The sequence below is a fragment of the Streptomyces sp. NPDC047315 genome, assembly GCF_040643215.1.
GTDB lineage: Bacteria > Actinomycetota > Actinomycetes > Streptomycetales > Streptomycetaceae > Streptomyces.
The window spans coordinates 78,180-90,977 of record NZ_JBEYTZ010000020.1 but is presented as its reverse complement, the minus strand read 5'-3'; the positions used below and the strand labels follow the sequence as shown (position 1 = coordinate 90,977).

The following is a 12,798-nucleotide window of genomic DNA, read 5'->3' as shown; positions in this document are numbered from 1 at the left end:
GACGGGGAGTTCAGTCCGAGTCATGCTGTCGTCGTTGTTCTGCACGGGCCACACGCGGACGTTGCCGTCGTCGCTGAACCAGCAGCGGGGCGACGTCAAAGCGTTCGAAGGCGATCCCGGCGCCTTCGAACGGGCCGAAGACGGGCTCGGCCAAGACGAGGTGCGGTGAGGCGGTCGACGGTCACCAGTGCGGCAGACAGCGATGCGCTACGTGACACGTAATCCTCCAGGAATGACGATGGCGAACTACTGAATGTCGCTGAAAAGGGGATACCGACAGGCTTCGCGCACAGCACCCGCTTCCGTACGGAACACCACATCTGACCGTCTTGCCCTTCCGCACTTGGCTGCGGACAGTGCGGGCGAGCTGCGCCTTACACGCACGGAACGGGACCTTGTTGCCTTGCGGTCCGCTTTGACGACGTCACACAACGCTAGCGAGCTACAACAGGGATGAGCAGTGTTAAGTTTTTCTGGCACGGCATTTGCGCCGCCTTCGACGAGGAGCGGTGAACGTCCGCACCTGCGGCGCGATCACGCCTGGCCGGGACGTGACCGCGCCGACGTCAGCCGCTCACGCCCCACTCCCCCGCCGGCAGGTCCTCCGGCAGGAGCGTGCGCAGGTCGTCCACGGTGGGGCGGGCGACGGCGGTGAGCCGGCGGGCCTGGTGGGTGACCATCGTCTCCAGCAACTGGCGGGCCAGTCGGGCGTTGCCGAACGTACGGCCCCGCGGTGTCGCGTCGATGCGGACGCGCAGCGCCTCCAAGGTGGGGGCGGGGCAGGTGTAGCCGGTCTCCTCGGCGTGCCGTCCCATGATGGTGAGCAGTTCGTCGGTGGTGTAGTCCTCGAACTCGACGGACCGGGAGAAGCGGGAGGCCAGGCCCGGGTTGGAGGAGAGGAAGCCGCGCATCTCCTCGGTGTAGCCCGCGACGATGACCACCACTTCGTCCCGGTGGTCCTCCATCAGCTTCAGCAGGGTGTCCACCGCTTCCCGACCGAAATCGGAGCCCGCGCCCTCGGGGGTGAGGGTGTACGCCTCGTCGATGAACAGGACGCCGCCCAGGGCGCTTTGGAACACCTCCTTGGTGAGCTGCGCGGTGTGGCCGACGTAGCGGCCGACCAGGTCCGCCCGGGCCACCTCCACCAGTTGGCCGCGGGAGAGGACTCCCAGCGAGGCCAGCAGGCCCGCGTAGAGCCGGGCCACCGTCGTCTTCCCGGTGCCGGGTGCGCCGGAGAACACCAGGTGCTGGCTGATCCGGGGCACGGGCAGGCCCGCCGCTTCGCGCTGTTTGGCCGTGGTGAGCAGGCTGACCAGGTCGGTCACCTCGCGCTTGACGGCGCGCAGCCCCACCATGTCGTCCAGCTTGGCCAGCATCGCCTCCCGGTCCTCCGCCTCCCTTTGCGGGGCCGACGTCGACTCGCTGACGTCCTCGGGCAGCAGCAGCGTCAGGTCCCGCTCGGCCGGCTCGTCCATCGTGGCCAGCCGGAACGCCTGGCGGTCGACCATCTCCTCGAACACCCGCCGCGCGGCCCGGCCGTTGCCGAAGGCGGCGCCGCGCTCCATCGTCTCGTAGTGCGCGGCGAGCGCCCGGGAGGTGCCGGGGCCCAGCTCGTACTGGTGGGAGCGGCACATGGTCTCCGTGATCGTCACCAGCTCGTCGATCGAGTAGTTGTCGAACTCGATGGTGCGGGTGAAGCGCGAGGCGAGACCTGGGTTGGAGGAGAGGAAGTCGTCCATCTCCGAGGAGTAGCCGGCGGCGATGACCGCCACTTCGTCCCGGTGGTCCTCCATCAGCTTCAGCAGGGTGTCCACCGCTTCTCGGCCGAAGTCGTTCGAGGAGCCGCCCGAGGTGAGGGTGTACGCCTCGTCGATGAACAGGACGCCGCCGATCGCCTTCTTGAACGCCTCCGTCGTCTTGATCGCCGTGCCGCCGATCACCTGGGCCACCAGGTCGGCGCGGGAGACCTCCACCAGGTGACCCTCCGGCAGCACGCCGAGCTGCGCCAGGATCGAGCCGTAGAGCCGGGCCACGGTGGTCTTGCCGGTGCCGGGCGGGCCCGCGAAGACCAGGTGGCGGCTCATCGACGGCACCGGCATGCCCAACCGCTTGCGACGCTCGGCGAGTTGGTTGAGGTTGACCAGGGTGCGCACCTGGTGCTTGACGCCGTCGAGGCCGATCAGCGCCTCCAACTCCTGCAGCGGGTCCTGCGGGCCGTCGTCCTGCTGGCCCACGGCGCCCGGGGCGCCGCCGGTCGCCGCGTCCACGCCCCAGGCGTCCGGGGCCCCGTTCTCCGTACTGGTCAACTCCAGCACTTCGAGGCGGTCACCGGCCCGGGTCTGGGTCAGGCCGGCGCCCCGGTTGTCGCGCACCGTGCAGCCGTGGACCGTCACCGGCTCGGCGGTGTCCACCCGGACGCCGTCGCCGACGCTGCCGGACACCTCGCAGGCGCGCAGTTCGGCGCGGGCGCCGGCGACCAGCAGCACGCCGTGCGCCGCGGCCCCGGAGATCCGCACCCGGGTCAGCGCCGCCTCGCCGCCGTCCTCCACCAGCAGCCCGGAGGAGCCGCAGCCCTCCACTTCGGTGTCGCGGACGGTGGCCAGGCCCTCCCGGCCCACCGAGACGGCGGCGTCGCCGCTGGCGCGCAGCGCGCAGTCGTCGAACTGGACCTGCGCACCGTCGGCGACCCGCACGCCGGCCTGGGCGGCCCGCTCCACGACGCAGAACTCCAGCCGGCCGCGGCCGTCGTCGCCCACCTCCACGCCGTGCCGTCCCGCCCCGGTGATCAGGGTGCGACGCAGCAGCGGCTTGGCCCGGGAGCGTACCGAGACGCCGCTGCCGCGCGGGTCGACGATCTCCAGGCGGTCGAACTCGGCGGTGGAGTCCTCGGCGAGCTGTACGGCTGCTTCCGCATCGGTGCAGTCGCGCACCGTCGTGCGCAGGAAGGTCGGCGAGCCGGCGTCGGTGACGCGGATCGCCGGCCCGGCCGCCGCGTCGAAGGCGCAGTCTTCGAAGGTGCCGCGGGACCGCTCGGTGACCACCAGTCCCTGCCCCTTGGTGCGGGTGGTGGTGCACCGGCGCAGCAGCGGGTCCGCGCCCGCCGACAGGGCGATGCCCGGGCCCGAGGTGCCGAGGACGGTGACGTCCTCCAGGACCGGGCGGGCGGCGCTGGTCAGGTGGACGCCGACGGCGCTGTCCCGCACGGTGGTGTGCAGCACGCGGGTGGTGCTGCTGCCCTCCAGCGCCAGGGCAGGCTTGTCGGTGCCGCTGATCTCGCAGGACTCGACGGTGCCCTGGGCGTCGCCGTTGGCGAGGACGCCGTTGCCGCGGGCGTCGCGGATCCGGCAGTTGCGCACGGTGGAACCGGCCTGCTCGCTGAGGACCACCGCGGAGGAGCCGAGGTTCTCCAGGACGCAGTCCTCGATGACGCTGGGGGTGGTGGAGGTGTCGACGATCCCGGCGCCCTCCCGGTTGGTGACCCGGCAGCCGCGCATCGCGAGCGATCCGGTCTCCCGGGCGAGCAGCGCCGTCCAGCCCGAGCCGATGACGGTGCAGCGGTCGAGTGCGATCTGGCCGCGCGGCGAGTCCACCACCGCGACGTCCTCGCTACCGCCGCGCAGCACCAGATCGGTGAGGAGCACGGCGTCCGCGACGAGCGTGAGGGCGGTGCCGCGGCGCGGGCAGATCTCCACCGATCCCGGATCGCCCTCGCCGACGACCGTGACCCGGGTGCGTACGGTGAGGTTCTCGACGTACCGGCCGGGTCCGACCTGGATGACCGCTCCCGTACGCGCCGCGGCCAGCGCCTCGCCAATGGTCCGGAACTCGTCCGACTGCTCCTGACCCACCGTCAGTACTTGCCGTGACACGCTTGCCCCTCCAATGTCCTGCACGGGCCTTCGCCCCGTCCGGTCGCGTCCTCGCGTCGCCCAGGGCCCGTCTTACAGATCTTGCTGGGCTCGCGTGCCCTGATGCCGCTCCCCCTGGGCCTTCGGCCCGGGAGGTGCCCCCACTCCGCGTTGTCGTCGGTCGCCGACACTCCGCGCCGACTCCCTCCTCCGCTGGGGGTCCCCCCGTGCCCGCAGGGCACAGGGGGAAGATCCACGACACCAGACCCCGCTCCCTGATCCAGCCCGACCCATAAGAAAGGCCCTAGCATGTCCCGCATGCCGATTGACCGTTGCCGTCGTGTCATGAGCCTCGCGGCGGTCGCCGTGATACCCACCCTGCTGTTGGCACCGCCCGCGCGTGCCGACGGCGGCGGGCCCGAGAGCCTGCCGCCGCTGCGTCTGCGGATGGCGGCCGGGGACTCCTGTGCGACCGCCTCGACCAAGACCGCGGGGCGTAGCCCCTGGACCCACCGGGCGCTCCAACTCTCCCGGTCCTGGCAGCTCACCCGGGGTGCCGGGGTCACGGTAGCCGTCGTGGACACCGGAGTCGGAACCGGGGTGCCCGCGCTCGCCGACCGGGTGACCGCGGTGGGCGGGGCGGGTGAGGACTGCGTGGGGCACGGCAGCTTCGCCGCGGGGCTGATCGCCGCCGCGCCCACCGGGCAGGGCACCGTCACCGGCGTCGCCCCCGGGGCCCGCATCCTCGCCGTGCGCGGCACAGACCGTCAGGGCGTCCCGGAAGCCGGGCTGATCGCGCGCGGCATCCGCACCGCCGTGGACGAGGGCGCCCAGGTCGTCTACGTGGGGCAGGTGCTCGACTCGGACGACCGGGAGCTCACCGCGGCGGTGGCGCACGCGACCAAGAAGGACGTGCTCGTGGTGGCGCCCGCCGTGCCGGACGTCGCGCCCAAGGGGGCCGACGGCCGGCCCGACACCCGGGCCCGCGCCTATTGGCCGGCCCGGCTGCCCGAGGTGCTGTCGGTGGTCGACCACGGGCCGGACGGCGGCCGGTCCAAGGACGCGCCCGCCGCGCTCTCGCCCGACCTGTCCGCCCCCGGCGGCGCCGTGGTCGGCATCGGTGCGCGCGGCTCGGGCCACTTCATCGGCTCCGGGTCCTCGCTGGCCGCCGCGCACGTCGCCGGGGCGGCGGCGCTGCTGCGCGCCTACCACCCGGACCTCAGCGCCGCCGCGACGGCGCGCCGGCTGACCGAGGCCGCCTACCCCGACCACACGCCCCGGCTCGACGTGTACGCCGGACTGACCGCGCTGCTCGCGAAGGACCCGGCCCCGGCCGAGAAGAGCCCGGAGCCGGCGGTGCTGCCCGCCTCCGCCGCCGAGGGCCCCAAGAACCGCGCCCTGTGGATCGGCGGCGGCGCCCTGGCCCTGGTGCTGGTGGTGGGTGCGGCGATGGTCATCGTGCCGCTCGGCAAGGCGCGCGGCTGGCGCCCGGCGCGCTAGCGGGCGCACCGCCACGGCCTTGCCGGGCCGTGGCGGCGGCGTTGGAGTCGCCACCGCCACGTCGCGGGGGACGGAGACCGTCCCGGCGAAGACCGTCACGAGGACCCCTCGTCGACCAGCGCCGTCTGGACGTCGACGCTCTTGCGGCGGGTGATCCGCGTGCCGCGGCCGGGGATCAGGTTGCGCCCCTTGACGTTGCCGAACACATAGCCCTCGGTGGGCGGGCAGGACAGCAGGATGCCGGGGGTGTTGACCTCCAGCATGCGGCGCAGCAGCGGATCGTTGAGTCCGCGTCCCGCGCCCGCCGCCGAGCGGGCCACCACCAGGTGCATTCCCACCTCGTACCCCAGCGCCAGATGGTCCATCAGCGGGCCGAAGGGCTGGTTCAGGGGTCCGCCACCGCCGACCATGTCGTAGTCGTCGACCAGGACGAACAGCCGCGGTCCCGTCCACCAGTCGCACGTGCGCATCCGGGACGGTGCGATGTCCGCGCCCGGCACGCGGGTCTTGACCGCTCGTGCCGCGCCGTCCACCAGCTCCTTGAGGGCGTCCAGGGACACCGCGTGCCCCAGGCGGTGGGAGTCGGGTACGGCCTCGACCAGTTCGCGTCGGTAGTCGACCACCATGATCCGCGCTTCGGCGGGGCTGTAGCGGTCGGTGATCGCCTTCGCGGCCAGTCGCAGCAGATTGGTCTTGCCGCTCTCGGCGTCGCCGACGACGATCAGGTGCGGGGTCGCCGAGAAGTCGTGCCACAGCGTGCCCATGCCCTCCTCCTCGACGCCGAGGGCGATCCGCAGGCCGTCGGCCTCGGCCGGGGGCAACTCGGCGGCGGGCAGCACCGTGGGCAGCATCCGCACCTGCGGCGCCGGCGGGCCCGACCAGCTCTCGTTCACCCGTGCCACCAGGTCGGCCACGCCTTCGGAGAGGTCCGAGGCGTCGGTGCGGCCGTCCATGCGGGGCAGCGCCGCCAGGTAGTGCAGCTTGGAGTCGCGGGTCAGGCCCCGGCCCGGCACCCGCGGCACCGTGGCCGACTTGCGCACGTCGATCGTGGAGTCCATCGGATCACCCATCCGCAGCTCCAGCCGGGTCCCCGTCTGGTCGCGCACCGCCGCGGTCAGCTCCACCCAGCGGGAGGTGGTGACCAGCAGGTGGATGCCGTAGTTCAGGCCGCGCGCCGCCAGCGCGTTGAAGGTGCTGATGTGCTGGTCGTAGTCCTGGCGGACGGTGGACCAGCCGTCGACCGCGAGGAACACGTCACCGTGGGCCTCTTCGGGGAACTCCCCGGCCGCCCGGCGCCGTCGGTAGGACGCCATCGAGTCGATGCCCTGCTCCAGGAAGAACCGCTCGCGGTGCGCCAGCAGCGAGGTGACCTCGGATATCACCCGGCCCACCCGCTCCTTGTCCATCCGCGCCGCGACTCCGGCGACGTGCGGCAGCCCGGCCAGTCCTGCCAGGGTGCCGCCGCCGAAGTCCAGGCAGTAGAACTGGACCTCGCGCGGCGTGTGGGTGAGGGCCAGCGAGGTGATCAGGGTCCGCAGCAGCGTCGACTTGCCGCTCTGCGGGCCGCCCGCGATGCCCGCGTGGCCGCCGGCGGCCGACAGGTCCACGATCAGGGGGTCGCGGCGCTGGTCGAAGGGCCGGTCGACGATGCCGACCGGCGCGCTGAGCTTCCCGCGCAGTGCCGTGTTGGTCAGCCCGTACTCCGGGTGCGGGGCGAGCGGGGCGAGCAGTTCGTCCAGGGAGGACGGCTCGTTCAGCGGCGGCAGCCACACCTGGTGGGCGGGTGGCCCGGCGTCCCGCATCCGTTCCACGGCCACCGCCAGCAGCGACTGGCTCTCCTCCTCAGGCCGCTCCGACCTCGTCTCCTCGGCCGGTGCTTCGGGCAGTTGCCGGGGCACCACCCAGCCCGCGGTCCACGGCACCACCTGGCTCGCCACCCGCGCCTGGTGCGCCGATCCACTGCGCCGCCGGTAGGGCCCGGAGACGTAGGCGGCGCGGAACCGGGTCAGCGCCTCCACTCCGGTCTTGATGAATCCGCTGCCCGGCGTGGGCGGCAGCTCGTAGGCGTCCGGCACGCCCAACACGCCGCGGCTCTCCATCGCCGAGAAGGTCCGCAGCCCGATCCGGTACGACAGGTGGGACTCCAACTGGTGCATCCGGCCCTCGTCCAGCCGTTGCGAGGCGAGCAGCAGGTGCACCCCGAGGCTGCGTCCGAGCCGTCCGATCATCACGAACAGCTCCATGAACTCGCGGTGCGCGGCCAGCAGCTCGCTGAACTCGTCGACGACCACGAACAGGCTGGGCAGCGGGGCGAGCGGCGCGCCGTCCGCCCGGGCCTTCTCGTACTCCAGCGCCGAGGTGTAGTTGCCCGCGGACCGCAGCAGCTCCTGCCGGCGGATCAGTTCGCCGTGCAGGGCGTCCTGCATGCGGGCCACCAGCTCCACCTCGTCCGCCAGGTTGGTGATCACCGCGGAGGTGTGCGGGAGTTCGTCGAGGCCCAGGAAGGTCGCGCCGCCCTTGAAGTCGACCAGGACGAAGTTCAGCGTCTCGGACGAGTTGGTGAGCGCAAGGGCCAGCACCAGGGTGCGCAGCAGTTCGCTCTTGCCGGAGCCGGTGGCGCCGATGAGCATGCCGTGCGGCCCGGTGCCGCCCTGTGCCGACTCCTTGATGTCGAGCTCCACCGGGGTGCCCCCGGGGCCGACCGCGATCGGCACCCGCAGCCGCTCGGTGCGGGTGCGCCGGCGCCACAGGGCCCCGGGTTCGTGGCGGTACAGGTCGGCGATGCCGAGCAGGGCGGTCAGCTCGGTGTCGGCGGCCATCGGCTCGCTCGCTTCCCGGCCGACCCCCATCCGGTAGGGGGCGAGCCGCTTGGCGAGGGAGACCGCGGTCGACGTGCCCATCGCGTCCGGCCGGCCCAGCGGAACCAGTTGTTCCTTGCGGTCCCGGTCTGTGCGGACCAACTGCAGTGCCCCGTCGGTCAGGTCGAAGCGGAGCGTCACCCGGCCTGGCCGCCAGGTCAGCGCGGAGTCCAGGTCGAGGAGGACCGAGTTGCGGAAGCCGGGGCCGTCCATCCGGTGTCCGCCGGGGACCGTGACGCCGTCGAGGACGACGATCACATACGGCTCCTCCCGGCCGATCCGGGCCTCCGGATCGAAGGGGGGTCGCTCGGCGAACTCGGGGCCGAGGAGTTCGTCGAGTTCGTTCACCGACGTGACCACCATGCGCACCGCGCCCGCGCCGTCCGATTCGGACCAGTGCAGGTTGTGCGGCAGCCACTTGACCCACTCCCAGTCGGCGCGCCGGTCGTCGGCGGCGCAGACCGCGATCCACACGTCCTCGGGCGAGTGCACCACGGCGAGTTGCGACACCATGGCGCGGGCCAGCGCGCGGATCTCCGCCCGGTCGCCGCGGAACAGCACGCGTGCCCAGGTGCGCAGGTACACCGCGATCGGCTGCTGGGGCACCGTGGAGTAGGCGCGGGTGAAGCTGCGCAGCGCGTGGGCGCTCAGCGGTTCCAGGTCCTCCACCGGTTTGGTGGAGAGCGGGTTCAGCTTCAGGCCCAGCTTCTGGTCGCCGACGGCGACCCGCACCTCGCCGAAGTCCTCGTCCGTCGGACGCCGTTCCCACAGTCGGCTGGTGCCCACCAGCGACCACAGGGTCTCCGGTGCCGGGTGCCGCCAGGCGAGGGCCTTTTGCTGCTCGGCGACCGCGGTGCGCGCCTTGCGCCGTACCTGGCGCAGATAGCGCAGGTAGTCACGCCGTTCACCGTTCAGCCGCTGCTTGCGTTCGCTGCTGCGGCGCACGTACTGGCCCAGCACCATCGCGGCGGCGGAGACCACCATCATGCCCAGCGCCAAGTAGATGAACACCCCGCTGCGGGAGCCGCCGGGGCGCATGTACATCAGCACCATGGAGACCGACATCAGCGCCATCGGGAGGTAGTTCCACACCGCGGAGCTGTCCGGGGTGACCTCCGGCAGCTCGGGGGGCTCTTGGAGGCTCAACTCCCCGTCCGGCATGTCGGGTCCGCGTCTGCGAGCTGGCCGACGGAAAAGGACGGTACTCAACGAGCGCTCTCCTTCCCGGCGCCGCGTGGCGGCACGGCGGGACTCGGGGGCGGGGCGACGCCGGCTGGGCCCCGCGAAACGGTGGACAGGCGGACGGAACAGGTGAGTTGGACAGACCGCCACGAAGTGTGTGGATGGCCGCGGCCGACCCCGTGGGCGCGAACCCACCGGCCACGGGCAGTCTACGATCCACCTGACGGTTCACTCGTGCGGACGTTCGCGAGGAATGAGGAACCGGTTCCACCAGTAGTGTGCAGCCCGACCACGCACACGTCCAACGATCGACCGACCCTCTGGAGACCTGACGGGGTCTCCCGACGAAGCGTGAGTTCTCCCATGACCGACAGCACCACGTCCGAATTGTGCCGCGTCACCGTACGCGCTCCGGCCAAAGCCATCGATCTGGCGGTCCCCGCTGACGTCCCGGTCGCCGACCTGCTGCCGACTTTGGTGCGGTACGCCGGCGACGACCTGGCCGAGCGGGGCCTGGAGCACGGCGGTTGGGTGCTCCAGCGGCTGGGCGAAGCCCCGCTCGACGAGGACGCCAGCCTGGAGTCGCTCGGCGTGCTCAACGGCGAGACGCTCCACCTCAGGCCGCACACCGACGCCCTGCCGGAGGTCCTCCTGGACGACCTCGTCGAAGGCGTCGCCCAGACCATGGAGACCCAGCCGTTCGCCTGGACCGCGCCGGCCTCGCGTCGCACCCTGCTGAGCCTGCTGGTGCTCGCCCTGGCCGCCGGGCTCGCCGTCCTCGCCTGGCCCGGACCCTCCGGCGGGCTGCGCGCGGTGGCCGCGGCGGCCACCGGGCTGTTGCTGCTGGGCGGCGCGGCGTCCGCCAGCCGTGCGGTCGGCGACGCGGAGGCGGGCGCGGCGCTCGGTCTGGCCGCCGTCCCGTACTTCACGCTGGCCGGCTGGCTGCTGCCGGGCGGCTCCCTCGGCGGGCCCGACCAGTGGGAGGTGCTCGGGGCCCGGCTGTTGGCGGCGGGGGCCGCGGCTGCCGGCGGGGCGATGCTCGCCGTGGCCGCCGTCGCCGCGTTCGCCGCGCTGTTCCTGGCCCTGGTGGTGGTGGCCTCCGCAGGGGTCTTCGCGGGAGCCCTGATGATGACCACGGACCTGGGGCCCGGCCATGCGGCCGGGCTGGTCGCCCTGGCCGCGGTGGTGTTCGGGGCGTTCGTGCCGTCGATGTCGTTCCGGCTGTCCGGGCTGCGGATGCCGCCGCTGCCCTCCAACGCCGAGCAGCTCCAGGAGGGCATCGAGCCGCACTCGCCGTCCGCGGTGGCCGCCCGCACGGTGGTCGCCGACGGCTGGATGACCGGCCTGTACGCCGCCACCGCCGCCGTCTGCGCGGCCTGCCTGTACGGTCTGGCGCACCGGTTCACCCTGCCCACCGTGCTGCTGTCGCTCGCGCTGTCGCTGCTGCTGTTCCTGCACAGCCGGGCCCTCGGCAACGTCCTGCAGCGGCTCTCGCTGATCGCGGCCGGCGTCTGGGGCGCGGCGCTGCTGGTCCACGGCACGGCCGTGCACGCCGACACCGTCCAGCGGCTGCTGTTGGTCGCCGGGCTCGCCGCGGTCGCCGCCGCGCTCGCCATCGCCTCCTGGACCGTTCCCGGCCGGCGCCTGGTGCCGTACTGGGGGCGGGCGGCCGAGATCCTGCACTCCGCGATGGCCATCAGCATGCTCCCGCTGGCCCTGTGGGTGCTCGGCGTCTACGGCTGGCTACGGGCCATGAACGGCTGACCGAACGCCCACCGAACGCCGCTGGCCGACCGAGGCCGACCGAACGCCGCTCGCCGACCGCCGGACCGCCGACTCGAAGGACCGACCCACCCATGCAGAACAAGCGCGACCAGGTCCAGGCCCACATGTTCCTGATGGGCCGCCTCACATCGGGCATGCTCCGCTCCGACCCGGACGCCCCGGAGAGCCCCCAGGGGCGCACCAACCGCGGGATAGCCATCGGCATCATCGTCGCCGTCCTGGTGGCGGTCGGGGCGTTCGTCGTGGGCCTGGTCAGCCCCGGCAAGCAGAACTCCTGGAAGACCTCCGGCGACCTGATCGTCGACAAGGCCACCGGCGCCCGCTACCTCCATCTGGACGGCCGGTTGCGCCCGGTGCGCAACTACGCCTCAGCGAAGCTGCTCGGTGGCGCCAAGCTCTCCACCACCACCGTGAGCACGGGCTCGCTCAAGGGCACCCCGCGCGGCACCCCCGTCGGCATCGAGGGCGCCCCCGACGAACTGCCGTCGGCGGGCGACCTGTCCGGGGCGCCCTGGCAGGTGTGCGTCACCGAGGCCCCGCGCGAGGGCGGCACCAAGGCGGTGACCACGCTCGCCATCGGTTTGGACGGCGCAGGCGACCGGCTGGGTCGCACGCAGGGGCTGCTGGTCGCCGGGCCCGACGGCAGCGACTACCTGATCTGGCAGGGCAGCCGGCTGCGCATCGACCGCGACTCCACCGCCGGTGAGGCCCTGGGCTACGCATCGGTGCGGCCCGTGCCGGTCTCCGCGGCCTTCCTCAACGCCCTGCCCGCCGGGCCCGACCTCGCGGCCCCCGCCATCGAGGGCGCCGGGAAGCCGGGGCCGAAGCTGGGGGGCCGTGCCACCGCGGTCGGGCAGCTCTTCACGCTGGCCGTGCCGGGTGCCGACGAGCGCCACTACGTCCTGCGCGCCGACGGCCTCGCTCCCCTGACGGCCACCGAACTCGCCCTGCTGCTGGCCGATCCGCGTACCCGTGCCAAGGCGTACGACGGCGCGACGCCGACGCCCGCCGCCCTGACCTCGGACGCGCTGCAGGGCAACCTGGCGCCGGACGCGGGGCGGGCCGCGCGGCCCGGCCGGGCGCCGGAGACCCCGCCGAAGGCGGTGAGCGTCCCCCGGGACCGCACTCCCTGTGCGCTGGTCACCCCCGACGGCGAGGGCACCCGGTTCGGCGTGGCGCTGGCCCCCACCGCCGAACTCGGCCCGCTCGCCCAGCACTCCGCGGGCGTCGCGGCTGCCGCCTGTCTGCCCGTCGACCGGGTCGCCGTACGGCCGGGACGCGGCTCCCTGGTGCGGCTGGTGGGTGCGGGCGGCGGTGAGCTCGGCGGCACGCTCTACCTGGTCACCGAGACCGGAGTGAAGTACCGGCTGGCCTCGTCGGCGGCAGTGCAGGCCCTCGGGTACCAGGACGTCAAGCCCGGCGAGATGCCCGCGCTGATGCTGGCGATGCTGCCCTCCGGGCCCGATCTGTCGCCCGAGGCCGCCGAGGCGGGCCGGGCTTCGGTCACCGCCCCGCGCTGCACCGCGCAGCCCGTCGGCGCGGGCCTCGAAGCCGAGGGCCGCGGCAGGTCGACGGCGGGCGACAACGCAAAAGCAAGGTGACGGCAAGAAAGCAAGGCCGTCGTG

Annotated in this window: 6 protein-coding genes; 4 read left to right on the top strand and 2 right to left on the bottom strand. The window is 73.2% G+C overall.

The features are described 5' to 3' along the window. Positions 1-22: 22 nt before the first annotated feature. The gene (locus tag ABZ842_RS23105) at positions 23-169 is read left to right on the top strand and encodes a hypothetical protein (protein ID WP_361539643.1); all 147 of its coding nucleotides are present in this window, start codon (positions 23-25) and stop codon (positions 167-169) included. Positions 170-566: 397 nt separating this feature from the next. Here ABZ842_RS23105 and ABZ842_RS23100 read toward each other — a convergent pair whose 3' ends face one another. Next, positions 567-3,869 carry a right-handed parallel beta-helix repeat-containing protein gene (locus ABZ842_RS23100; protein ID WP_361539640.1) on the bottom strand — a complete coding sequence of 1,101 codons (3,303 nt, stop codon included), beginning with the start codon at positions 3,867-3,869 and terminating at the stop codon, positions 567-569. Between the two features lie 297 nt (positions 3,870-4,166). Between ABZ842_RS23100 and ABZ842_RS23095 the strand changes: the two genes are divergently transcribed. Then, positions 4,167-5,348, top strand: a complete 1,182-nt coding sequence (locus ABZ842_RS23095; RefSeq protein WP_361539637.1) for a S8 family serine peptidase — start codon at positions 4,167-4,169, stop codon at positions 5,346-5,348. A gap of 95 nt (positions 5,349-5,443) precedes the next feature. Here ABZ842_RS23095 and eccCa read toward each other — a convergent pair whose 3' ends face one another. Further along, complete coding sequence (eccCa, locus tag ABZ842_RS23090; RefSeq protein ID WP_361539634.1) at positions 5,444-9,367, bottom strand: type VII secretion protein EccCa; 3,924 nt, start codon at positions 9,365-9,367, stop codon at positions 5,444-5,446. A gap of 384 nt (positions 9,368-9,751) precedes the next feature. On the opposite strand from eccCa, the gene eccD reads away from it, so the two are divergent. Both eccD and eccB read left to right on the top strand, forming a co-directional pair. Further along, positions 9,752-11,152: a type VII secretion integral membrane protein EccD gene (gene eccD / locus ABZ842_RS23085; RefSeq protein ID WP_361539631.1), complete on the top strand. Its 1,401-nt coding sequence runs from the start codon at positions 9,752-9,754 to the stop codon at positions 11,150-11,152. 92 nt (positions 11,153-11,244) lie between these two features. Continuing rightward, positions 11,245-12,774, top strand: coding sequence for a type VII secretion protein EccB (eccB, locus tag ABZ842_RS23080; protein WP_361539628.1), 1,530 nt, complete (start codon positions 11,245-11,247; stop codon positions 12,772-12,774). Positions 12,775-12,798: the final 24 nt, after the last annotated feature.

Coding starts and splice junctions, on each gene's coding strand:
- ABZ842_RS23105 (WP_361539643.1), top strand. CDS start 23: ATGCTGTCGTCGTTGTTCTGCACGGGCCACACGCGGACGTTGCCGTCG.
- ABZ842_RS23095 (WP_361539637.1), top strand. CDS start 4,167: ATGCCGATTGACCGTTGCCGTCGTGTCATGAGCCTCGCGGCGGTCGCC.
- eccCa (WP_361539634.1), bottom strand. CDS start 9,367: ATGCCGGACGGGGAGTTGAGCCTCCAAGAGCCCCCCGAGCTGCCGGAG.
- eccD (WP_361539631.1), top strand. CDS start 9,752: ATGACCGACAGCACCACGTCCGAATTGTGCCGCGTCACCGTACGCGCT.
- eccB (WP_361539628.1), top strand. CDS start 11,245: ATGCAGAACAAGCGCGACCAGGTCCAGGCCCACATGTTCCTGATGGGC.